The 24,033-nt window shown below is 28.1% G+C and carries 23 protein-coding genes; 11 read left to right on the forward strand and 12 right to left on the reverse strand.

Annotated features, from left to right (window positions below):
• Positions 1–6 precede the first annotated feature (6 nt).
• Positions 7–1,554 carry a glycosyltransferase family 2 protein gene (locus CAMP18497_RS00285; protein ID WP_337212063.1) on the forward strand — a complete coding sequence of 516 codons (1,548 nt, stop codon included), beginning with the start codon at positions 7–9 and terminating at the stop codon, positions 1,552–1,554.
• On the forward strand, positions 1,551–2,606 hold the full coding sequence (locus CAMP18497_RS00290) for a glycosyltransferase family 4 protein (RefSeq protein ID WP_337212064.1): 1,056 nt from the start codon (positions 1,551–1,553) through the stop codon (positions 2,604–2,606). The genes CAMP18497_RS00285 and CAMP18497_RS00290 overlap by 4 nt, the downstream gene beginning before the upstream one ends.
• Here the strand turns inward: CAMP18497_RS00290 and CAMP18497_RS00295 are convergent.
• Positions 2,595–3,800, reverse strand: a complete 1,206-nt coding sequence (locus CAMP18497_RS00295; protein WP_337212066.1) for a glycosyltransferase family 8 protein — start codon at positions 3,798–3,800, stop codon at positions 2,595–2,597. The genes CAMP18497_RS00290 and CAMP18497_RS00295 overlap by 12 nt on opposite strands.
• On the reverse strand, positions 3,781–4,740 hold the full coding sequence (locus CAMP18497_RS00300; RefSeq protein WP_337212067.1) for a glycosyltransferase family 2 protein: 960 nt from the start codon (positions 4,738–4,740) through the stop codon (positions 3,781–3,783). Before CAMP18497_RS00300 ends, CAMP18497_RS00295 begins: the two co-directional genes overlap by 20 nt.
• 73 nt (positions 4,741–4,813) lie before the next feature.
• Here CAMP18497_RS00300 and CAMP18497_RS00305 point away from each other — a divergent pair, with 73 nt between their 5' ends.
• Positions 4,814–6,550, forward strand: a complete 1,737-nt coding sequence (locus CAMP18497_RS00305; RefSeq protein WP_337212068.1) for a glycosyltransferase — start codon at positions 4,814–4,816, stop codon at positions 6,548–6,550.
• Entirely contained in the window at positions 6,522–7,616 is a 1,095-nt protein-coding gene (locus tag CAMP18497_RS00310; protein WP_337212069.1) for a beta-1,4-N-acetylgalactosaminyltransferase, read from the forward strand. Before CAMP18497_RS00305 ends, CAMP18497_RS00310 begins: the two co-directional genes overlap by 29 nt.
• On the opposite strand, the gene CAMP18497_RS00315 is transcribed toward CAMP18497_RS00310, so the two are convergent.
• Genes CAMP18497_RS00315 through CAMP18497_RS00325 form a run of 3 tightly spaced genes read right to left on the reverse strand, consistent with a single transcriptional unit; the run spans position 7,613 to position 10,330 of the window.
• Complete coding sequence (locus tag CAMP18497_RS00315; protein ID WP_337212070.1) at positions 7,613–8,779, reverse strand: nucleotide sugar dehydrogenase; 1,167 nt, start codon at positions 8,777–8,779, stop codon at positions 7,613–7,615. The two genes, CAMP18497_RS00310 and CAMP18497_RS00315, sit on opposite strands and share 4 nt — an antisense overlap.
• 4 nt (positions 8,780–8,783) lie before the next feature.
• Positions 8,784–9,527, reverse strand: coding sequence for a glycosyltransferase family 25 protein (locus CAMP18497_RS00320; protein ID WP_337212071.1), 744 nt, complete (start codon positions 9,525–9,527; stop codon positions 8,784–8,786).
• Positions 9,515–10,330 carry a glycosyltransferase family 2 protein gene (locus CAMP18497_RS00325; RefSeq protein ID WP_337212072.1) on the reverse strand — a complete coding sequence of 272 codons (816 nt, stop codon included), beginning with the start codon at positions 10,328–10,330 and terminating at the stop codon, positions 9,515–9,517. Before CAMP18497_RS00325 ends, CAMP18497_RS00320 begins: the two co-directional genes overlap by 13 nt.
• Positions 10,331–10,382: 52 nt before the next feature.
• Here CAMP18497_RS00325 and waaF point away from each other — a divergent pair, with 52 nt between their 5' ends.
• The 4 genes from waaF to CAMP18497_RS00345 all read left to right on the forward strand — a co-directional run bounded on the left by waaF (position 10,383) and on the right by CAMP18497_RS00345 (position 14,088).
• On the forward strand, positions 10,383–11,297 hold the full coding sequence (gene waaF, locus CAMP18497_RS00330) for a lipopolysaccharide heptosyltransferase II (protein WP_337212073.1): 915 nt from the start codon (positions 10,383–10,385) through the stop codon (positions 11,295–11,297).
• A 92-nt stretch (positions 11,298–11,389) separates the two neighbouring features.
• Positions 11,390–11,692, forward strand: coding sequence for an HU family DNA-binding protein (locus tag CAMP18497_RS00335; RefSeq protein WP_039619003.1), 303 nt, complete (start codon positions 11,390–11,392; stop codon positions 11,690–11,692).
• A gap of 95 nt (positions 11,693–11,787) precedes the next feature.
• On the forward strand, positions 11,788–12,690 hold the full coding sequence (gene cysK / locus CAMP18497_RS00340) for a cysteine synthase A (protein ID WP_337212074.1): 903 nt from the start codon (positions 11,788–11,790) through the stop codon (positions 12,688–12,690).
• Between the two features lie 12 nt (positions 12,691–12,702).
• Positions 12,703–14,088 (forward strand): replicative DNA helicase, encoded by a 1,386-nt coding sequence (locus CAMP18497_RS00345; protein WP_263687541.1) that lies wholly within the window; start codon positions 12,703–12,705, stop codon positions 14,086–14,088.
• Here CAMP18497_RS00345 and tpx read toward each other — a convergent pair.
• From tpx to CAMP18497_RS00360, 3 genes are read right to left on the reverse strand one after another with little or no spacing between them, the layout of a single operon-like run.
• Positions 14,085–14,603, reverse strand: coding sequence for a thiol peroxidase (gene tpx / locus CAMP18497_RS00350; RefSeq protein WP_337212075.1), 519 nt, complete (start codon positions 14,601–14,603; stop codon positions 14,085–14,087). The two genes, CAMP18497_RS00345 and tpx, sit on opposite strands and share 4 nt — an antisense overlap.
• A 12-nt stretch (positions 14,604–14,615) precedes the next feature.
• Complete coding sequence (mgtE, locus tag CAMP18497_RS00355; protein WP_337212076.1) at positions 14,616–15,959, reverse strand: magnesium transporter; 1,344 nt, start codon at positions 15,957–15,959, stop codon at positions 14,616–14,618.
• Position 15,960: 1 nt separating this feature from the next.
• Positions 15,961–17,118 carry a peptidoglycan DD-metalloendopeptidase family protein gene (locus CAMP18497_RS00360; protein WP_114640562.1) on the reverse strand — a complete coding sequence of 386 codons (1,158 nt, stop codon included), beginning with the start codon at positions 17,116–17,118 and terminating at the stop codon, positions 15,961–15,963.
• Between the two features lie 134 nt (positions 17,119–17,252).
• Here CAMP18497_RS00360 and CAMP18497_RS00365 point away from each other — a divergent pair, with 134 nt between their 5' ends.
• The 3 genes from CAMP18497_RS00365 to CAMP18497_RS00375 are packed head-to-tail and all read left to right on the forward strand — an operon-like array spanning position 17,253 to position 20,148.
• Positions 17,253–17,954, forward strand: coding sequence for a plasminogen-binding N-terminal domain-containing protein (locus CAMP18497_RS00365; protein WP_337212119.1), 702 nt, complete (start codon positions 17,253–17,255; stop codon positions 17,952–17,954).
• Positions 17,954–19,336 carry an FAD-linked oxidase C-terminal domain-containing protein gene (locus CAMP18497_RS00370; RefSeq protein WP_337212077.1) on the forward strand — a complete coding sequence of 461 codons (1,383 nt, stop codon included), beginning with the start codon at positions 17,954–17,956 and terminating at the stop codon, positions 19,334–19,336. Before CAMP18497_RS00365 ends, CAMP18497_RS00370 begins: the two co-directional genes overlap by 1 nt.
• Positions 19,336–20,148: a YihY/virulence factor BrkB family protein gene (locus tag CAMP18497_RS00375; protein WP_337212078.1), complete on the forward strand. Its 813-nt coding sequence runs from the start codon at positions 19,336–19,338 to the stop codon at positions 20,146–20,148. The genes CAMP18497_RS00370 and CAMP18497_RS00375 overlap by 1 nt, the downstream gene beginning before the upstream one ends.
• Here CAMP18497_RS00375 and CAMP18497_RS00380 read toward each other — a convergent pair.
• From CAMP18497_RS00380 to CAMP18497_RS00395, 4 genes are read right to left on the reverse strand one after another with little or no spacing between them, the layout of a single operon-like run.
• A complete protein-coding gene (locus tag CAMP18497_RS00380) occupies positions 20,095–21,351 on the reverse strand; it encodes a ComEC/Rec2 family competence protein (RefSeq protein WP_337212079.1) in 1,257 nt (418 codons plus the stop codon). The genes CAMP18497_RS00375 and CAMP18497_RS00380 overlap by 54 nt on opposite strands.
• Positions 21,348–21,911, reverse strand: a complete 564-nt coding sequence (locus tag CAMP18497_RS00385; RefSeq protein ID WP_087699278.1) for a DedA family protein — start codon at positions 21,909–21,911, stop codon at positions 21,348–21,350. The genes CAMP18497_RS00380 and CAMP18497_RS00385 overlap by 4 nt, the downstream gene beginning before the upstream one ends.
• An 8-nt stretch (positions 21,912–21,919) precedes the next feature.
• Entirely contained in the window at positions 21,920–23,473 is a 1,554-nt protein-coding gene (rny, locus tag CAMP18497_RS00390) for a ribonuclease Y (RefSeq protein ID WP_337212080.1), read from the reverse strand.
• Positions 23,397–24,026 carry a 5-formyltetrahydrofolate cyclo-ligase gene (locus tag CAMP18497_RS00395; RefSeq protein ID WP_263675219.1) on the reverse strand — a complete coding sequence of 210 codons (630 nt, stop codon included), beginning with the start codon at positions 24,024–24,026 and terminating at the stop codon, positions 23,397–23,399. Before CAMP18497_RS00395 ends, rny begins: the two co-directional genes overlap by 77 nt.
• Positions 24,027–24,033 lie beyond the last annotated feature (7 nt).

A 24,033-nucleotide genomic window follows, 5' to 3' on the forward strand; every position in this document is an offset into this window, starting at 1 on the left:
TATAAAATGGATTTAAAGCAAATTAGTGTGATAATGATTGTTAAAAATGCTCAAAAAACTTTAAAAGCTTGCTTGGAATCTTTGCAAGAATTTGGCGAGATAGTTTTAATAGAAAATGATAGCAATGATGATACTTTGAAAATCGCTTATGAATTTAGTAAAAACTATAAAAATATCAAGATTTATCAGCATAAATTTATAGGTTTTGGACCTTTGAAAAATTTAGCCATAAGTTATGCTAGTAATGATTGGATTTTTAATATTGACGCAGATGAGCTTGCTAAGAAAGAATTTTTACAAGAATTAGGGCAAATTGAGCCTAATAAAGAAGATATCATAGCTTTGCCAAGAGAAAATTTATACAATGGAGAGTGGATTAAAGCTTGTGGGTGGTGGCCTGATCATGTAATGCGGGTGTTTAATAAAACCCATACTAGTTTTAATGAAAATTTGGTACATGAGAGTTTGATTTTACATGAAGATAGCAAAAAGATTAAGTTGCAAAATGGTTTGAGGCATTTTGCTTTTGAAGATATCGATAGTTTGTTAGATAAACTTCAAAAATACTCCAAGCTTTGGGCTTTGCAAAATTTACATAAAGAAAGTAGTGTTTGCAAAGCATTATTAAGAGGAATTTGGACTTTTTTTAGAAATTATGTTTTAAAAAAAGGGATTTTTTATGGTTATAAAGGCTTTATCATAAGTACTTGTAATGGCCTTGGAGCTTTTTTTAAATATATGAAATTGTATGAACTTAAAAAGCAAAAGCCAAAAACTTGCGCCTTAATCATTACAACCTATAATCAAAAAGAAAGACTTGCTTTGGTGCTTGATAGCGTTAAAAACTTAGAGCCTTTACCAGATGAGGTTTTAATAGCTGATGATGGAAGCAGGGAAGATACAGCTAAGCTTATACAAGCTTATCAAAAGGATTTTCCATGTAAGTTAGAGCATATTTGGCAAGAAGATGAGGGATTTAGACTAAGTGAGATTAGAAATAAAGCTATTAAAACTTCTAAAAGCGAATATATAATCGTTATAGATGGAGATATGATTTTAGAGAAAAACTTCATTAATGATCATTTGAAATTTGCGCAAAGAAAAGTGTTTTTGCAAGGCTCTAGGGTGATTTTAAATGAAAATGAAAGTAAAGAACTTTTAAGCAAAAATGATTTTAGTTTGGCATTTGATAAAAAAGGTTTTAAAAATCAAAGAAATATTTTTTTAGCTAAATGTGTATATAAATTTTCAAGACTAACTAAGAAAATTTTTAAAAAATCACAACTCATTAAAGGCATAAGAGGTTGTAATATGAGCTTTTATAAAAGTGATTTTGAAGCCATTGAAGGGTTTAATGAAAAATTTATAGGCTGGGGTAGGGAGGATAGTGAGTTTGTAGCTAGATTTTTATTTAATGAGGGAGTGTTTAAAAGGCTTAAATTTAATGCCTTAGCTTATCATATCTACCATGAAGAAAATAGCAAAAATATGCTTGAAATTAATCATCAAATTTATCTTGAAACTATAAAAAATAAAAAAGTGACTTGGAAATGAAAATTTTATTACTTATTGGGGATATTACTATAGGGGGTGGTGCTGAAAGGGTTGTCGTAAATTTAGCAAATGCACTTTTTGAGCTTGGATATGATGTAAAAATTTTTAGTTTTTACAAACAAGGAGTTGATGTAGCTTATGAATTAAATGACAATATTAAAATAGATTACTTGCATAGCAAATCAAGAGCTGATGTAAAAAAAGAAAGATTATTTTATAAGTTATATTACAAGCATTATGAGTGTTTTTTGTTAAAACAAAGATATAAAGATATTGATGTGATGATTTTTAATAATTGTCCTCATTTTCCTTTCTTTAAAAATAAGAATACAAAATATATTAATTTTATTCATAATCATTTTAAAAAATATCGATTTAAAAATAATTATTTTGATACTTTAGTGGTATTATCAGCCAAACAAATTGATCAGTGGAGAAAATATCATAAGAATGTTTGGGTTATACCAAATTTTTTACCTTGTTTATCCGATATAAATTCTATTTTAACTCAAAAAAATATTTTAAGTATAGGCCGTATGACAGCAAATGATGAAAAGGGTTTTTTAAGGCTTATTGAAATTTGGAAGCTTGTACAAAAAAATGTAAAATACAAAGAATGGGCTTTAACTATAGTTGGAGAAGGTGAGTTTAAAAATACTATAGAAAATAAAATAAAAGAAAATAATTTAGAAAATTCAATTATCTTAAAACCTTTTACTAAAGACATAGAAAAAGAATATTTAAATGCTAGTATTTATGTTATGACAAGCAAATGGGAAGGATTTCCTATGGTTTTAGTTGAAGCTAGTTCTTATAAAATTCCTTTAATTTCTTTTGATATTAACACAGGTCCTAGTGATATTATAGAAAGTGGTAAAAATGGATATTTAATCGAGGATGGTGATTTGCAAGAATTTGCAAATAAGCTTTGTTTACTTATGGATGATGAAAATTTAAGAAAACAAATGGGACAAAGAGCAAAAGAAAATATTTTTCATAATTTCTCTAAAGAAAAAGTTATACAAAAATGGCAAGAGTTATTAAACTCTTGATTTGTTTGCGTATTTTTTAAAATTTTTGACCATTTTGATAGCTTTTAAAAAAACACTGAAGGTGTTTTTTTGATTTTTTCTTGCATATAAAATACTTTCTCCAAGCATACAACAAAGTCCAAAAATATCATCATTAATCTTTTGTGGTTCTTTTAAAAAATACTCATCTTTTTTAGTGTTATGAATTAAAGATGATATTTTTGCAAAATTAAAACTTTTTATAGCTTTTAAAAGCTCAAATCCCAAAGCACTATAAAGCAAATGATCTTTAATGTTTGCTTTTTGTTCGAGCAATTCTTCATTAAAAATAGGTGTTTTTTCTGCTATTTGCCACCAATAATCATTTATATTTTTACCTTGCAAATCTGTGTATGATTTTAAAAATTTCCAAGGTTTTTCTCCATAATGTAAAATTTTAGGTGTTTTTGCACTTTTGGTAAATTCATCTCTTGTGTAATTAAGTCTATTTGCTTGCTCATCTTTACATATAGCATAAAAAAGAGTGATAATATTGAAATTATACGAAAAATCAAGCTTTAATTGATATTGCGGTTTTATGGTGGCGTTAAGTAAATCTTGATCAGCAGCTTTTATGTAGTAGCATTTGCTAGCTAAATCCTCACATTTTTGTTCTATATTATGTTTTTTCCATTCTTTTAGATTGATAAGTAAAAAACCTGCATTGAAATAATTTTCATCAAAATGCAAAGTGTGTTTTTGATTGTTTTCTTTAAATTTTATTTTTGCACGCTTGGAGCCAGGATCACCTGCAACACCGGCTATTTTTCCTTCTAAGTTAATAGTAAAAATTTCTCTTATATCACATAAACATAGCATATCAGAATCTAAATATAAACAAGTGTTTATTTTACTATCTAATATAGAACTTATTTTAAATCTATAGTATGTAAGGAAATTACTATGAGCAGCTCCGCTGATGGGGTAATGTTTAAAATCTTCATCGTTTTGAATGTGAATTTGTATTTTGCATGGGAAAGTTAAATTAAGTTCTTGTTCTAATTTCTGAAGTTTATTTTTAGTATGATTGCTAATATTATTACTTAAAATATGAAAATAATATATTTCGTTTTCTTGATAAAATTTATTTTTATCTGTATTTTTAATAATACTTGTAATCAAAACAGCTGTGTATTTAATATAATTTTCATCTGCACTAAAAACAATGTGATACATTTGCTTCCTTTAGGATATTTTTAACATTTTTTATTTGGATATTTTTTTTAATTTTAATTTTTTTTCTTTGTATTTTCAAAAAAATTTTTTCAAAAAAATTTTTATTTGTGTATTTATATGTTAAATCTATTTTATGGATGTTTAGATCATATATAGCGATTTTAAAAATCAGCGAATGAAGTTTATTTGTTTGATTTTGAGTAAGATTTGAAATTTTTTCTAAAACAAAAGATAAGTCATGAATATAGGATTTAATTTTATTAAGATCTTTTTTTTCTCTAGTTGATGAATTTTCATTTGAAATATTATAATTATATAAATATTGTTTTGTGATACCAATTGCATTTATAAATTTTAGACTATGTAAAACCAATAAAAAATCTTCAGCCATAGTATTTTTTTCATTTGGTTGAAGATTAATTGTATTAAAAGCTTTGAGATATAACTCTTTTTTTAGTATTTTATTGAAAATATTCCAACTAAATTTAGGATACCTTGAAAATAAAAAATAGCAAAAATTTTCATTATTATAAAATGCACTTTCAAAAAAATTCCATTCTTTTTTATAGTCATCGCATTCATAATAATTAAAACATATCAAATCAACTTTTTGTTTATCTAAAATTTTAACACATTCTTCACAAGCATTAAGCTCTAAATAATCATCAGGATCTAAAAACATTATGTAAGGTGAAGTTGCCACTTTAACACCTTCATATCTTGCTCTTAAAAGTTTTAAATTCTCTTCATTGTGTATGATTTTTATCCTATCATCTTTGCTAGCATATTCTTTAGCTATATCTATACTTTTATCATTACCACAATCATCTACAACAATGATTTCTATATCTTTAAAAGTTTGGTTAATACAACTTTCTAATGCTCTAGCAATATATTTTTCTACATTATAAGTTGGTAGTATGATGGAAATTTGACTCATGTTAATCCTAATGATTAATTATTTATAATATAATTTTATAATTATAACAAAATACAACTAAGGAAATAAGCTTATGAGTAAGAGAGTTGGAATAATTATACCAATTTATAATGTATCCTCATATCTAAAAGAATGTTTGGATAGTGTTGTCGATCAATCTTACTCTAATTTAGAAATTATTTTAATAAATGATGGAAGTACAGATGATAGTTTAGAAATAGCTTTAAATTATTTTAAAAATGATTCGAGAATTACACTCATTGATAAGCAAAATGATGGACAAAGTGTTGCAAGAAATATAGGTATTGATTATTTAAAAAATGCAGAAAAATTTAAAGAAAACGAGGATTTATTAAAAGAGTATAGAATAAATAAAATACATACACATCTAAATTATGCTATTGGTAAGATTGATTATGTTATGTTTTTAGATTCTGATGATTATTTGACTTTAAATTGCATTGAAGAGGCAATTAGACCTTGTATAGATTCAGATATTGATATTATATGGTTTAATAATTATAATGTGAATGAAGTTGAAGGTTTTATAGAAAATTTTACAAGATTAGAAAATCACGATTATACGCAAGAACAATGTATTACTTCTGGAGAATGGGCGAAAAAATGTTTAAAAATAAAAAAGATTAAAGATTTTGCTTTTGTATGGCAAGGTCTGATTAAATTTGAGTTTTTATGTACAATTAACTTGCAGTTCTTGTCACATGTTATTCATCAAGATCATCATTTTGGTATTCTTTTGTTTATGCAAAGCAGTAAAATTTATATACTACCAAAAAAACTACTTTTTTATAGAATTAGAGCTAATAGCAGTGTTAATCATGATAAAACTATAACAAAAGCAAATATTCCTTCTTATTTGAATGATATTTATAAAGAATTCTCATACGATCCTATACAAGCTAAAATGTATCATAAAGCAAGTAGCTGGATGAAGCAAACTTTAGAGTTGGTTAAATTTTTAGATTCTACAAATAATAAGTATTTTCGAGCATTGTTGAAATATAAATTTTTACCAACTTATAGCAAAGAAGCTATAAAAATAAAAAATTTCAATAAAGATCCTTTAAATTTAAAAAAACAAATTCCTTACATAAAACCATATATAAAATCCAAGAAAATATTTAGAATGTTTATTGGTTTTTTTAATTTAAAAGAAAATATTGTAAAAAATACTAGACTAAATATAGAAAATCAAAAATATAGATATTTTTTCCCTATGTGTGCAACTAAAAATGAAATTAATTTATTTTTATCTTATGCAATCAGGTCAAAATATTATTTAGAATTTGGATGCGGTGGTAGTACTTTTGTAGTAGCGTATTCTACTTCGGCTTGTATATATTCTGTTGAGTCAGATTTAAATTTTATAAATTTTCTATCTAAAAATGAGGTAATTTCGGCTTCATTGCAAAATTCTAGATTAAAATTTTTCCATGTGGATATTGGAGAGACAAAGGAATGGGGATATCCAAAATCATTAAATTGCAAAGATAAGTTTATTTTATATTCACAGTATGTTTTTTCGGTTATAAACCCATCTTTGATTGATTTGATTTTTATTGATGGAAGATTTAGAGTTGCTTGTGTATTAAATTCTATTCTAAATTGTCCAAAAAGTATTTATATAGTTCATGATTTTTTTAATAGAAAAGAAAAATATGGGGTAATATTAGATTTTTTAGATTGTATTGATAGTATTGATACTTTAGCTGTTTTTAAAGTTAAAGATAATATAGATGTTAGTCAGGTTAAGGAGTGCTATGAACGATATAAAAATATTGCAGATTAAAATATGTTTTTTAATGTGCAATGCTTTCTTTAAGTTTTGTTCAAAATTTTTTCCTATAAAAAAAATTCGTAAAAAAATTCGTAAAAAAATTAATAATATTATATATGGTTATGCTGATATTTTCATCCCTAAAGTTGTTAGAGATAAAATTAATAATAAAAGTAATCTTTATTATCTAGAAAAAAATAAAAAATTACAAATCGTTGATAATATTAAAATAAATAATAAAATCAATACAAGAGATAGGAAGAGGGGGGGGGTAAAGCACAGTGGTTTTTTTGAACTTGATATTCGCTCAAAAAATGTAAAATCGCCATTAAATCCTTGGGCTTTTATAAGAGTTTCCAATGAAATAATAACAATAAAGTCTTCTTTGGAAAGTATTTTACCTGCTATACAAAGAGGTGTTATTGGCTATAATGATTGTGAGGATGGAAGCGAGGAGGTTATCTTAGAGTTTTGTAAAAAATATCCTTCTTTTGTTCCTATTAAATATCCTTATAAGATTGATACAGAAAATCCAAAAAGTGAATATAATAAACTTTATAGCTATTATAATTATATATTAAGCCATATTCCTAAAGATGAATGGATGGTTAAAATCGATGTTGATCATATTTATGATGCTAAGAAGTTGTATAAAAGTTTTTATATTCCAAAGAGTAACAAAGATGTTGTTAGCTATCCTAGGATTGATTTTTGTATTATAAATAGTCAAATATATGTTTCAAAAAAAAGAGAATTTAATTCATTTTTATACAATCCCAATGATCATTGGTTGATTCAAAATAGTAATATTTTTTTTGAAGAATTTAGGTATATATTGAACAATAAAAATAGATCTATAGAGATGTTAAAAATACAAGAAAAAAATATATATCATGTTGAATTAAATAACTATCATTTGCCATACATTAAAATATCTAGAAGCAATATGGCAAAGACAATTAAATGGATTAATTTAAGAGTTTATTTAAAAGAGAATAAAATAAATCATTTTATAGATCCTATGATATTAACTGAAGAATATTTAATATTATTATTTCGCTATTTTAAAATAAATTAAAAATCGCATTCAAACACGTCTGCTGTAAAAATTTTATATTTATAGTTGCGGATTTTATCGTCTATCCTATTTGCTATGATAATATCACAAGATTCTATAAAATGTGCGAAATTATTTTCTATAGAAAATTCATCTGTTTCATCATTTAATAATGGTTCGTATATAATAATATCAGCATTGTGATTTTTAAGATATTTTATAATATCAAGCATAACTGAATTTCTAAAATTATCTGAATCTTTTTTCATAATAAGTCTATAAATTCCAATTCTTTTTTGCTTGAGTGATAGTATAGTATCTTTTATAAATATTTTTCTAGTTTCATTAGTTTTTACAATGGCTTTAATTAGATTGTTAGGAGTATTTTTAAAATTTTGTAATAATTGCTTAGTATCTTTTGGTAAGCAGTAACCACCATATCCAAAACTAGGATTATTATAGTAATTTCCTATTCTAGGATCAGCACTAACACCCATAATAATATCTTTTGTGTCTAAACCATGTTTTCTAGCATATGTATCAATTTCGTTAAAAAATCCTATACGCATAGCTAAATATGTATTTGAAAAAAGTTTTATACTCTCAGCTTCTGTTGAATTTGTTAAGTACACTGAGATATCTTTTTTTAAAGCATTCTCTTGAAATAATTTGGCAATTTTCAACCCCTTTGATGATTTTTCTCCTACTATAATCCTACTAGGATGTAAATTATCATATAGAGCCTTACCTTCTCTTAAAAATTCTGGGCAAAATATAATATTTTCATAATTAAATTGTTTTTTGATCTTTTCCGTATATCCTATAGGAATAGTGCTTTTTATGATGATTGTTACAGAAGGATTTATTTTTAATGCACTACTTATAACTTCTTCTATGCTTGAAGTATCAAAGTGGTTTAAATCTTCATTATAATTTGTTGGTGTAGCTATTATAATATAGTCTGTATTTTTGTAAACTATTTCTTGATTGGTATGAGCTTGGATGTTTAAAGGCTTATATTTTAAGTATTCTTCTATAAGATCATCTTGTATAACATTTTCTTTATTGTTGATTTTTTCAACTTTTTTATGGTCTATGTCTAACATAAAAACTTCATGATTTTGAGATAATAAAACGGCATTAGATAAACCTACATAACCTATACCAACTACAGCTATTTTCAATTTTTTATCCTTGAAATATTTTTTTATTATATGTAATTTTTAAAATATAAAAATAAAATCTTATAATTTCTCTTATAATTTTAGATGGTATGCTAAGTTTCTTTTTTCTTTGTGTTATGGTAGTTTCTACATGATTTAAGTCAAGTAAGAATGGTTTATAGATGATGTTTTGCATTTTATTATAATAATACATATCCATATAATCATCTACGGGCTTAAACCAATATTTTGCCTTTTTAACAAACTTTTTTGCAGCATTTGGGTGTATAAAATATCCTTGCGTGCCACCAGTATTCTCGTAACTTATGTAAAAATTGTTATTTAAATGGTGTATTCTTTTATCAAAAAGGTAATAAAATCTTATGTATTCATAGTTGCTATTTAGTAATTTTTCAATGATATTTGAGTTGTTTAAAAGCTCATCACTAAAGACGATATCATCTTCTAAAATGATGATAGGACTATTAAGTTCTTGGCATTTTTCCCATAAACTATAATGAGATGCAAAGCATGATTTTTCACTATCGCTAAGTTCACGCCCAAGTACAAATTGACACCACCATGGGAAGTGACTTTTAAACTGTAAATGCTCATTTTTAGAACCATCGACGGCTTTAAAAAATTCAAATTCTAGTTGATTTTTTAAATTTGGATTACACGCGAAGAGTTTTTGAATTTGTTCTTGCATAAAATTTTTTCTATCTTCTGAGCGTTCTAGATTGATGATAAAAACTTTTACTTTTTCCAAACTCTACTCTCTAACCCTAAAATTTCTTTTTCTAAAACTTCTAATATTTTTTCATTAAAATGTTTATATGAAAAAACACTAGCTAATTTTTTAATGCATTTTAAACTTTGCTTTTTATGCTCGTAATTTTGCCATAAAATTTCTTTATTTTTGTTTTCATATCTGCCATTTTCATTAAATTCATAGCGGTATGTACATTCTTTCGATACAAAAAAACTCTCACTAATCATAAAATTTATATAGTTAAAAAGCACATCTTCCCCATAACAAAGTTTTTCTTTAAAATCAACATACTCAAAACTTTTTAAAATCAAATTTTTCCTATATACTTTTGCCCAAACACTCCAGCAAAAATGTTTTTGTTTAAGTAAAAATTCCAAAAATTCATCTTTGTTAAAAAGCCCATCTTGTTTAAATCTATAAAATTTCTTAAATTTCACTCTATGTACATATGCATCAAACACTACCATATCTACATTTTTAATTTTTTCAAGTCCAACTTCACAAGCATTAAGCTCTAAATAATCATCAGGATCTAAAAACATTATAAAATCTGATTTTGCATTTAATACACCTATATTTCTACTAGTAAAAGTTCCTAAATTCTCTTCATTATGTATGATTTTTATCCTATCATCTTTACTAGCATATTCTTTAGCTATATCTATACTTTTATCATTTCCAAGGTCATCTACCACAATGATTTCTATATCTTTAAAGCTTTGGTTAATACAACTTTCTAATGCTCTAGCTATATATTTTTCCACATTATAAGTTGGCAGTATGATGGAAATTTGATTCATGTTAACTCTTTATTTTTTGATATAATTATAGCTTTTATTTTTAAGGAAAATTATGAATATTTTTATCAACCTTCCTACTTGGCTTGGCGATGCAGTGATGGCTAGTGCGGCTATTTATGCTATAAAAGAAAAATACCCCCAAGCCAAATTTACTTTTTATGGTTCTTTTGTAAGCACAGAGCTTTTTAAACGCTTTGAAAATGCTCAAATTTTAGTAGAAAATAAAAAGCAAAGATATAAGCAAATTTTAAAAGCTAGAAAAAACCTTGGTAATTTTGATCTAGCTTTTTCGTTTCGCTCGGCATTTTCAAGTAAGATCATTTTAAATCTAATCAAAGCAAAAAAAAGATTTTATTTTGATAAAAATATTCTAAAAGAAGAACATCAAGTCTTAAAATACTTAAATTTCACAGAAAAAGCTTTAAATTTTAAAGCCACTTCAAATGCTTTAAAACTCCCTATAAAAGCAAAATCAACTCAAAAAATTTTAGGTATAAATCCAGGTGCACATTTTGGAAGTGCTAAAAGATGGGAGGCGAGTTATTTTGCAAGGGTAGCAAAAGAATTTAGCCCAACTCATCAAATTTTAATCTTTGGAGTAGAAAGCGAGAGAGAAATTTGTAATGAAATTGAACATTATCTTTTAAAAGAAGGCATAAGGGCAAAAAATCTTTGTGGTAAAACTAGCATTTATACTTTATGCAAAAATATTTCTATGCTTGATTTGCTCATTACAAACGATAGTGGTCCTATGCATATAGGCGCAGTTTATGGAGTGAAAACGGTGGCTGTTTTTGGTTCTACCAAATTCAGTCAAACCTCGCCTTGGCAAGAAAATGCTAAAATAGCACATTTAAATTTAGCTTGTATGCCTTGCATGCAAAAGGTCTGTCCTTTAAAACACCACAAATGCATGAAAGATTTAAAGCCTGAAGTGGTAATAAATTTAGCAAAAACATTTTTTTAACATATTTTTATTTTCGATTTGGGTTTAAACCTCTTGCAAAAGCTTGATAAATGTGTTAAACTTAACAATCATTTTTAATCAAGGAGCTTTTTATGACTAAAGCAGATTTTATTTCTCAAGTTGCTCAAACTGCTGGGCTAACTAAAAAAGATGCAACTGCAGCTACTGATGCAGTAATCGCTACTATTACTGATGTATTAGCTAAAGGTGATAGCATTAGCTTTATCGGTTTTGGTACATTTTCTGTAGCTGAAAGAGCTGCTAGAGAAGCTAGAGTGCCAAGCACTGGTGCTACTATCAAAGTGCCTGCTACTAAAGTTGCTAAATTTAAAGTAGGTAAAAACCTTAAAGACGCAGTTGCTGCTGCTAAAACTGCTAAAAAAGCTAAAAAATAATTCTTTGCGCAAAAGTTTCTAACTTTTGCGTTTTTCTTCGTAGATTAAGTATTAATTTTCTTTTGATATTGTTTTAAAAAATTAGAAGGAAAACAATGTCAGTTTATAATAATATTTTAGATTGCATAGGTAATACCCCGATTATTTCTTTAAAAGAATTTGCTCCAAATCTTTATGCTAAATGTGAGTATTTTAACCCAAGTCATTCTATAAAAGATAGAGCGGCTGTGGAGATGATAAAACAAGCTTTAAATGAAGGTAAGATTAATCAAGAAACAACCATTATAGAAGCCACAAGTGGAAATACCGGCATAGCTTTAGCAATGATTTGTGCAAGCTTAAAGCTTAAACTTATCATAGCTATGCCTGAGTCTATGAGTATTGAGCGTAGAAAAATGATGAGTTTTTTTGGTGCAAAGCTAGAGCTTACTCAGGCAAGTAAAGGTATGCAGGGAGCGCTTGATAGAGCTAATGAGCTTTTGAGTGAAATTCCAAATTCGTTTATGGTAAGTCAATTTGAAAATATCAACAACAAAAACGCACATAGAAAAAATACTGCTTTAGAAATTTTAAAAGCTTTACCTGATCTTGATATTTTTTTAGCAGGTTTTGGCACAGGTGGGGCTATTAGTGGAGTAGGAGAAATTTTAAAAGAACACAATCCTAATGTCAAAATCATAGCCTTAGAACCTGCATCTTCGCCACTTTTGAGCCAAAATACCGCTGCAAGCCATAAAATTCAAGGTATAGGTGCAAATTTTATCCCTAAAATTTTAAATCAAAAAATTATAGATGAGATAGTTTGTGTAAGTAATGAAGATGCTCTAAATACAGCCTTAGATCTTGGTAAAAATGGCATAATGGCAGGAATTTCAAGCGGAGCAAATGTATATATGGCTAGAAAAATTGCTTTAGAAAATCCAAATAAAAAAGTCTTGACTATGTTAAATGATACAGCCGAGCGATATTTATCAACTGATTTATTTGCAAATTTATAATTTGGAGTATGTATGAGTCAAAATAATGAGCATTTTGATTTAGATCTTGAAAGGGCGATTTTAAGTTCTTGTATATTTAGTGAGGATTCTTTTTTTAGTATTTCTTCAGATATTGAGATTAATGATTTCTCACTCAAAGCTCATCAAGATATTTACAAAGCTATTTTAGCTTGTGTGAATGCAGGCGAGCCTATAAGTGCAAGTTTTATAAGAAAACATAAAAAAGTAGATGAGCAAATTTTAGCTGAAGTTTTAGCCACTACTTCCATAGCGGATGTGAGCAAATACGCTTATGAGCTAAGAGAAAAGTCCATTAGACGCCAACTTTTAAATTTTGCTTATACTATACCTACAAGGGTTAATGAAGATAAAAGCATTTCTCAAATTTCAGATGAAATAGGCAAAGAGATTTTTAATCTTACTAACCGTGTAAATAGTAATAGTATTAAAGATATGACTATGGTTATGTCTGAACTTATGGATGAGTTTAAAAAGCAAAAAGAAGCTGAAAACAAAGATATTTTAGGGCTTGATACAGGCTTTAGTGAGCTTAATAAAATGACAAAAGGCTTTAAACCTGGCGATCTTGTAATCATTGCTGCACGCCCAGGTATGGGAAAAACTACAATTTGTCTTAATTTTATAGAAAAAACACTAAGGCAAAATAAAGGCGTTGTGATGTTTTCACTAGAAATGCCTGCTACGCAAATCATGCAAAGATTAATCAGTGCAAAAACCTCCATTCCTTTGCAAAAAATTCTAATCGCAGATTTAAACGATGATGAGTGGAGTAGAGTGGGTGATGCTTGTAATGAATATGCGCAAAAAAATCTTTATATTTATGATAGTGGTTATGCTAGCATAGCTGATATTCGTTCGATTTTACGCAAAATCAAAGCTCAAGATGAGAGTATTGAGCTTTGCGTAGTTGACTACATTGGTCTTATGATGAGTAATTCAGCTTTTAATGATAGGCATTTACAAGTGAGTGAAATTTCAAGAGGCTTAAAGCTTTTAGCAAGAGAATTAAATATGCCAGTAGTGGCACTTTCGCAATTAAATCGTTCATTAGAAAGTAGAGCAAATAAGCGTCCTATGCTCAGTGATTTAAGAGAAAGTGGCGCTATAGAACAAGATGCAGATACGATTTTATTTGTATATAGAGATGAGGTTTATAGAGAGCAAGAAGAAAAAGAAAGAGAAAATAAAGCTAAAAATGAAGGCAAAACTTATGAGAGAAAATTTATGCCAAATCCTGTGCAAGAAAAGGCTGAGCTCATTATAGGTAAAAATAGAAATGGTCCTGTAGGGCATGTGGATTTGCTTTTTTTAAAAGAAAAATCATGCTTTATTGAAGCTCCAAAAGAAGATTTTGTGGTTACAAACTTTGAAGGTTAATTCAAAGGGTAACCATAATTTTTATGCATAAAAAGTTCTAAATCTTTAAAATCGATTTTTCCCATTAGTTCTTCTACGAGTTGCTTATACACTATTTTTCCATCTTTGACTACAAAGGCTGCTCTTGCTAATAATCCTGCAAATATACTATCGCCTATTAAAACTCCATAATTAGTGCCAAAATCTTTAAAGGCAAAATCACTTGCTACAATAATATCATCAACCCCTTCAGTAGCGCAAAAACGATCCATAGCAAAAGGTAAATCCATACTAATAATAATAACTTCAATATTTTTCATAGAAGCTAATCTTTTGTTGGTTTCTTTTGCCTGTTTAGAGCATACTTGAGTGTCTAAACTAGGAAAGGTTAATAAAATTTGAGTTTTTCCTGGTGGTGCTATTTCTACTGGGGCGAGGTTTTTGGTTCTTAGAGTTATTTTTGGAGCATTATCGCCAACTTCTAGCTCATCTCCTATAAGTTCTATTTCTTGATCTTTATATATAATGCTTGACATAATTTCCCTTTTTTATAATAAAATCATTTTTGCCAAAAGTAAAAAACTAAAAAATCCCAAACCATCGGTAATTGCAGTAATCACTACACTTGATCCTACTGCGGGATCGATTTTAAATTTTTTTAAAGTTAATGGTACAAAAGAACCCACAAAGCCTGCTAAGGCTAGATTAATTAGCATTGATAAGGCTATAACAAGTCCTAAAAGAGCTGTTTTAAACCATATGAAAGCTATAATGCTCATAATGCTAGCAAATATAAGCCCATTTAATAAAGAAATTCCACTTTCTCTTAATATAACTTTTTTAGCATCTTTAAATTCTACTTCATTGAGTGAAAGTTTTCTAACTGTTACTGCTAAAGCTTGTGAGCCTGTATTGCCTCCCATAGAAGCTACGATAGGCATAAGTACTGCTAGAGCTACAAGTTGTTCTATTTCGCCTGAAAAAAGACTGATGATATTAGCTGAGATTAATGAAGTTGTAAGATTAATCATAAGCCAAAAAGCTCTTGCTTTGGCTGCTTTGAAAGCACTTTCTTCTTCGGCATCTTCATCAACTCCGGCTAAGTTATAAATTTGCTCTGTTGCATTTTCTTGGATTAAATCATGGATATCATCATAGGTAATTCTACCTAAAAGCACTCCATCATCATTTACAACCGCTAAAACACTCAAATCATAATCTTCTACTATATCAATAGCCTTTTGTATATCTTCATGATCTTTAATGCTATAACATTTATATTTTTCGTTATTATTTTTAATAATATCTGCAAAACTTAGTTTAAAGTCCCAAATCAAAAGATCACTTAAGTTGATAGCATTGCAAAGCTTCCCTTGATTATTTATAATATAAACTTGAAAAATTTGATCTACTTGCCCTGAGTGTTTTAAAATTCTATATCTTTTAATAGCCTTTTCTATACTCTCATCAATAGAAGCTGTGAAAATTTCTGTTTGCATATAAGCACCAGCAGTATTTTCATCATAATTTTTAAGGCGTAAAATTTCTTCTTTATCTTCGGAACTTAAGCGGTTTAAAATGGCTAAAGTTTTTTGTGGATTTAGCTCTTCAAAACGCTTAATTAAGTCTGTTGCATCATCACTTTCAAGCTCTTCTACCGCTTTTGCAATCTTTATAATGCTTAAGTGTTCTAAAATATCTTCTAAGATATGTTCAGGTGTTATAGTAGCTACATTTGCTAGTGTGTAAGTATCAAAAGATTTAAGAGTTTGCAAATAAAGCTCTTCATTATATCTTTTGATAGTCTTTAGGGCTTCATTGGTTTCATAGGTGCTTTGATCTTTGGAAATATTTTTTAAAAGTTCTTGTGCTTCTAAAAAATCATTCATCATCTCAAAGCTCCATAGAATTTTCTATATTTTGTTCTTTTGGTGGATTTTTATAGTTTTCATCAATGCTTTGCAAGCGGTTTTCATATTCTTTTGCCATTTTTAAAAATTCTTCTTTGTTTTTACCGCTTAGGCTTGATTTTGGAATTTTTACTATGGTTTCAGGATTAATTGCTTTGTTATTTAGATAAAGTCCAAAATGTAAATGTGGCCCAGTACTCATACCAGTAGAGCCTACATAGGCAATTACTTGTCCTTGCTTAACTTTTTGACCACGTTTGATTTTTGCAAAGCGACTAAGATGAGCATATAAAGTCATATAGCCTGATACATGCTTTACTTGTACAACCTTGCCATAACCACCTTTTGTCCCAACAAAACTAATCGTCCCATCTCCTGCACTCTTAACTGGAGTACCCGTTGGAGCTGCGTAGTCAATACCTAAATGCGCTCTATAACGTTTTAAGATAGGATGATATCTTGCTCTAGTAAAGCGATCTGAAATTCTTGTGTATTTAACAGGTTTGGTTAAAAAGAAATTTTCAAGTTCTTTTCCCTGAGCATTATAATAAGAATCTTTATATAAAAACACAGAATATTCTTTACCTCTAATATTAGCTAAAGCTGCTTGGATATTAATGTCGCCAAAAAGTCTTCCTAGTCTTCTTTTTTGCTCATAAATTAATACTACGCTATCGCCTTTTCTGACATTTTTAAAATTAACACTATTTTTAAAAGCTCTCACCATAGCTCTTGCTAAGGTTACACTGCCACTTTCATCATAAACATCTTGATAAGCTGAGTTGTTAATAGCTACGCGAATGGTTCTTTTTTCTTTAGTGTAAGAAATAGGGGTAAAACTCAATACGAATTTGTTTTCATTATTTTTGTAAATATGAATTTGTAAATCATCACTAATTGGGATTAAAACTTGCTCAAGTTCACCTTGCTCGTCTTTTAGCATTTGGTATTTAATACCACTTGCAATTTCTGCGCTTAGTTCTTTATCTTCGGTATCAAGATTATAATATAAATTAAGTGGTATAGAATGATCTTGTAAAAAATCAAGTAAAGTTTTGCCATTTTCCCAAGAAAGTTCTTCAACACTTGAAATAGCAAAAAGTTTTATGGATATAAGTAAAGATATGAAAATTTTTTTCATGATAATTTAAAGCCTTCTAAAATTTAAACATAAATTTGTATTTTACTTAATTTTTCTTACAATTTTGTAAGGAAAAAACAATATAATTTATTTTTACACTTTTTAAGGAGTATAAATTGTCAAGAATTATCTTAATGTTTTGCTGTTTTTTAGCATTTTTACAAGCTAAAAATTTTGATTTAATACAAACAAAACTTGAAAAAGTAGATGATATTTATGGTTATATAAAAGATGATCCTAGAATTTTATTACACTCAAGTGGTATAGTTGTACATGAAATTGATACACAAAAATCTATTATTGCAAGAGCTAGTGTGATAGGGCGTGAAAATGGCTTAGTTAAATTACAATTTAAAGTTTTTGATATGCTAGCTCAAGATGCTATGCCTTTGCCCAATGTATTGCCACAAGTAGGCGATAAAATAGTTTTAAATTATTTATATGATAGAGCTTTGATTATAGCTCCTGATAAAAGTGTGTATGATTTTATAGCTCAAAAATTAAATAGAATTTATTTTTTACATCCTGATTTATTTGGTGCGCATATGATACAAGAATACCGCCAAACTCCAAGAAGATCAGATTTTAGATCTTTTTGTTCAAAAAATGCTGTGGGGCTTTTGGTAGTAGCTTTAGAAAAGAAAGCTGAGATAGTTGATTGTCAAGATTTTGGCAAGATAGAAGAATTTGCCATACCGCAAGCTCAAATTTTGCAAATTCCATTTTATTCAAGAATTACAGGTTATAAAAGTGATATTTTTAGCTTAAATGATGAGGCTATTGGAAATTATTATGTATATTATGAAAAACTAATTAGCTTAACTAGAGAAAAATAATGCAAGAAATTCATCAAAAATTCTTTCAAGATCTTTTAGGAGTTGAAAACGCACATTTTGATCCTATCCATAAAAGAGCGTATAGCTATGATGCTACTAAAAAGCATTATTTGCCCGATGGAGTGCTTTTTCCAAGAGATGAAAATGATATTAGTCAAATTCTAAAATATTGCAATGAAAATAAAATCATCGTCATTCCTAGGGGCTCAGGTAGTGGATTTACCGGTGGAAGCTTGGCTGTTAATGGTGGAGTGGTGTTAAGCTTTGAAAAGCATATGAATAAAATTTTAGAAATTGATCTTGAAAATTTAGTTGCAGTAGTGCAGCCTGGTGTGATAAATATGGCTTTGCAAGAAAAAGTAAAAGAATACGGTTTATTTTATCCACCTGATCCTGCTAGTATGGAGTATTCTTCTTTAGGGGGGAATGTAAGCGAAAATGCAGGGGGTATGAGGGCTGCTAAGTATGGTATAACTAAAGATTATGTAATGGCTTTAAGAGCTGTTTTACCTAATGGAGAAATCATTAGAGCAGGTAAAAGAACCATAAAAGATGTAGCAGGTTATAATCTAGCTGGAATTTTAATAGCAAGTGAGGGATCTTTGGCTGTGCTTAGTGAGATTACTTTAAAACTTGTAGCTTTGCCAAAGTTTAAAAAGACAGCTATGGGGATTTTTAACAGTATTGATGAAGCGATGAATGCAGTTTATAAAACTTTAGCCAAAGGTGTGACCCCTGTATCTATGGAATTTTTAGATCAACTAAGCATACAAGCATTAGAGCAAAAATTTCAAAAAGGCTTGCCTATGGATGCGGGTGCGATTTTAATCGCTGATGTAGATGGTAATGTAGAAGAGGCCTTGGAAGCAGATTTAAAAATCTTGCAAGAAAGTTTTTATGAATCTGGCGTAAGAGAGTTTAAAATAGCAAAAGATGAACAAGAAGCAGCTAATATTTGGTTTGCTAGAAGAAACTGCTCTCAAAGTATAGCAATGTATGGAAATTTAAAACTTAATGAAGATATTACAGTACCGCGTTCAAAACTACCTGAGCTTTTAAAAGGTATTGCTGAAATTTCTAAAAAATATGGTTTTAAAATCCCTTGTTTTGGTCATACTGGCGATGGCAATGTACATACTAATGTAATGGTAAGTGATAAAAACAATCCTGAATTAGTTAAAAAAGGTTATGAAGCTGTGGAAGAGGTGTTTAAGCTTACAGTCTCTTTAGGCGGGACTTTAAGTGGAGAACATGGCATAGGTATTTCAAAAGCTCCTTTTATGAAGCTTGCTTTTAGTGAAGCTGAAATGGACTTAATGAGAAATATCAAAAAAGCATTTGATCCAAATAATATACTCAATCCTTTCAAAATGGGACTTTGATGAATTTTAAAAACTTATTTAAAATTCTTTTAGCTTTAAGAGATAAAGAAATTTTAAATTATGCTGCGGCTTTGAGTTTTTATACTATCTTGTCTTTAATACCACTTTTGTTTTTGTGTTTTTGGGTTTTTACTCAAATTCCAAGTTTTGAAATGTATCAAGAAAGAATTAAAAATTTAATTTTTACTTTTTTAATCCCAACTCAACAAGAATTAATCATACAGTATATCAATACCTTTTTAAAAAACAGCGTAAATTTAGGACTTATAGGACTTTTGGCTATGGCTTTGACTTCTTTGGCTTTTTTTTCAGGTTATGATTATGTGATTAATAAGCTCTTAGAAGAAGATTCTAAAAGTCTTTGGCACAGTATAAGTTCTTATTGGACTTTAGCAACCTTAACCCCACTTGGGCTTGGGGTGAGCTTTTATATTTCAGGTTTTATACAAAAAACCTTAGATGATTTTAATATTGCTTTAAATTTTTTTGAGATTTTACCTTATGTGATTATATGGGCTTTGTTTTTTGTTTCTTATTCAAGTTCGGTAAGCAAAAAAGGCGATTTAAAAACTTTACTTATTAGTTCTTTTGGTGCTTCTGTAATTTGGTATATTTCTAAGATGATTTTTGTGTATTATGCTGTATATAATAAAACTTATTTAAATGTATATGGTTCTTTTTCTGTAATACTATTTTTCTTTTTGTGGATTTATATTTCTTGGATTATTTATCTTTTGGGCTTAAAGGCTTGTTTGCTTTTAAATCAAGAAAATAAAGGGAATAAGCCCAAGAGAAATTATAAAAAGAGCTAAGTATTTATTAAATATAGCGATTAAAGATAAAATTAAATAAATATAATAAAACACAAAAGGTATTGATAGATTAATTGCATGCATTTTAAACTCAAAAAAATGCATTAAATATAAATCTAATAAATTTCCATAAGAGAAAATATGCAAGATTAAAACCAAAGGATAAAATATCACAAAGGCTAAACTTAAAGGTATGGCTAAAAATTGCTGAAAGCTAAGTAGAGGAAAAAAGTATAATACAGGGATAATCATTGCTAAAAAGGTCCAGATATTTAGCAAAAAAACATGAGTAAAATTTGAAAATTGATCTTTAAAATGATGAAGATATAAATAAATATAAAAAACTCCTAAAATAGAAAATAAAAACCCAACGCTAAAAAGAAGTTTTGGAAAAATACTAATGCAAAAGACTATACTTAAAAATAAAAATTTAAAACTGAGTATTTTAATATTTTTACTAAATAAATAAAAAGCAAAAATGCTCATTAGTAAAGCTCTTGTATAAGAAGGGCTAAAATCTATTAAAAATATATAAAAAATTAAAAGTAAGAAAGCAAAAATACTAATATCAAGCTTCAAACTTCTATAAGGAAAATATCGTTTATGAAAAAAGGCATACAAAGGAGCAAAAATCAAAAAGCAAAAGCTAAATAACAAGCCCAAATGATATCCACTAATAGCAATCAAATGTGCAATATTATAAAAATTTACATCATTTCTAAGTTCACTTGATATATTTTTGGCAAAAAATAAAGCCCCGTAAAATTCTTTGATTTTTTCATTTTGATGTTGATTTAGAAAATACTTTATTAAGGAGTTTTCTTTTTGTGTTTTAGTTTTATTAAAATCATAACTTGGTGCATAAAAACTTTTACTAAGATAATCTTTAAAGTTAATATTTTTAGTGATAATTCTAAGATTTATCACATCATTTTTACTTAAATTTAGATCTTTAAAACTAGTGGCGTAAAAAATAAAATTAGAATTTTTAAGTTTTAAAACTTGATATTTTTTACCTTTTTTATTAGTTTTTTCATAAGAAGATAAAACGATGTTATCTTTAAGTAATAAATGCTTAGTAAGCTTAAAATTTTGATATTTTTTATACTCATAGATGAAATTTAAACTAAAAATTGCTAAAAAACATAATAATAAAATAAAAAATTCTCTATAAGTTTCTTTTATAGAGAATTTTAAACTCATTTTTTCTTAGAAAAGCGTGATAAATATAACCATATAATAAAAATTAAAGTGATTATAAAAGCAGGAGCTATGTAAGGATAGTTGGTAAATACTTCAAAAGCTTCTTTTAGGGTATTTCCAAAAATAAAACCAGCATAACCTAAAACAACAGCCCAAATCAAACTAGCCAAGGTATTGATGATAAAAAATCTTACAAAGCTAAATTTACAAAGACCTGCTGCTATAGGAATGATAGTTTTTACTCCATAGATAAATTTTTGCACCACTAAAAGCAAATCGCCGTATTTTTTGATTTTCATCATAGCAAGAGCAATTTTTCTTCTATGATTTTTAAAATAAGGCATTATGTCTTTTTTATAGTATTTTCCCAAGATAAATAATAAGGTTGAGCCTATGGTATTAGCTAAAAAGGCTAAAAATATACACAAATGCAAATCAAGTTTGGTAGAACTTGCACAAAGTACCCCGGCAGCAAGTATAGCAACCATACCTCCACCAAAAGAATAAAAAAATAAAATCAAATAGCCATAAGTGCTTAGATTATCTATCATTTCTTGCATGAAAAACCTTATCTTGCAAAATCAATAGCTCTAAGCTCTCTGATGACATTGACTTTTATTTCACCAGGGTATTGAACTTTTTCTTGAATTTCTTCAGCTATTTCTTTAGCTAAAAGGACAGATTCATCATCATTGACTAATTTTGCATTGACAATAACTCTAATCTCCCTACCAGCATTAATAGCATAAGCTTTTTTAACCCCTTCTTTACTTTTTGCTATATCTTCAAGTTCGCTAACTCGTTTCAAGAAGGCCTCAAGCACCTCACGCCTTGCACCAGGACGCGCAGCGCTTAGTGTATCTGCTGTACAAACAGCAGCTGATTCTATACTTGTAGCCTCTTCATGTCCATGGTGAGCATAAATTGCATTAATCACAACAGGATGTTCTTTGTATCTTTTGCAAAGTTCAGCTCCTAAATCCACATGAGAACCTTCAAATTCATGCGTTAAAGCCTTGCCTATATCGTGTAAAATTCCAGCTCTTCTTGCTAGTTTTTCATCGCCACCACACTCAGCTGCTATGATTCCAGCCAAATGTGCTACTTCTAAAGAGTGTGCTAGAGCATTTTGTCCATAACTTGCTCTATATCTTAATTTTCCTATTAATTTAACAATTTCAGGATGGATATTATTAAGTCCCAAATCCATTACTATAGTTTGACCTTCTTCTAAGATATTATCTTCAAATTCTTTGCAAACTTTTTCATGAATTTCTTCTATTTTTGCAGGTTGTATTCTGCCATCTTCAACTAAAAGTTCAATCACCTTTGTAGCAATGGCGCGTCTATAAAGATTAAAACAACTTACTATAATCGCTCCAGGTGTATCATCGATGATAATATCAACACCCAAAACCATTTCTAAGGTTTTAACATTTCTTCCTTCTTTACCTATAATACGACCTTTTAGTTCGTCATTTTTGATATTTACTACATTGATTAATCTTTCAGCAGCAAATTCTCCTGCAAATCTTGAAGTAGCCTGCGCTAAGATAAAATTAGCCTTTCTTTTGGCTTCATTTCTAGCTTCTTCTTCGTATTTTCTAACAATATGAGCAATCTCAGCTCTTGAGTTTTCTTCTACTTTTTGTAAGACAATGTTTTTTGCCTCTTCTTGTGTAAGACCAGCTGAATGTTCAAGGATTTTTAAAACATCATTTAGTTTTGTTTCATAGTTTTGTTTTAAATTTTCATTTTCCTCATGTAAAGCTTTTATAACTTGTTGCTCTTTTGCTAATTTATTTTTGTTTTCTTCATGAAGTTTTTCTTGATAATGAAGATTTTGTTCTTTTTTGTTAAGCTCTTCTAGTTTAATAGAATGCTCTTTTTGTAGTTTTTGAATTTTTTCATCAAATTTTTTCTTTGCTGCAAATTCAGCTTCAGCAACTGAATTTTTAGCATCTTTAAGTGTTAATTCAGCTTCGTATTCAATGGCTTTTGCTTTTGCTTTTGCTTGCTCTAAAAAGATATTGAAATTTGCATCATTAATCTTTTTGGCGACTATATACCCAATCCCTCCGCCTATAAAAACGGCTATTAATGCGACTAATATTTCTATCATTGTTTTTAACTTTCCTAAAATATTTTTTATAAGGGTTTATATAAAAATTTCCTTTTATATCATGATCTTGGCTAAAAAATTGATCAGATTTTGCATCAATCATTTGTGTAAAAATAACCAAAGGTTTTTTATAAGAAATACTTTCAAAAAACCTATCGTAAAAACCTTGACCATGACCGATTCTTCCTAATTTTGCATCTACACCTATTACAGGGATAATCGCAACATCAATGCGAGTTTGCAAAAAAGAATCTTTTGGTTCATATACCCCAAAGCTCTTTTTTTCAAGAGCTAATCTTAATTTTACTACCTTTAAACTTTTATCTTGCATAAATGGGACGAAAATTTGATATTTTTTTGTTAAAAAATGTCTGAATTTATAAAGATTAATTTCATATTTTAAAGGGATGTATATAAGGATATTTTTGCAATTTTTGCATAAATTTAGAATTTTCATTATTTCTTGAAAAACTAAAAAATCCCTTTTGTATTGATATTTTAATTTTAAATGCATTTTGGATTTTTGTTTTATTCTAAAATTGTTTTTTATCAAGGCTTTC

Source organism: Campylobacter sp. W0066.1, assembly GCF_024723635.1.
Lineage (GTDB): Bacteria > Campylobacterota > Campylobacteria > Campylobacterales > Campylobacteraceae > Campylobacter_D > Campylobacter_D lari_C.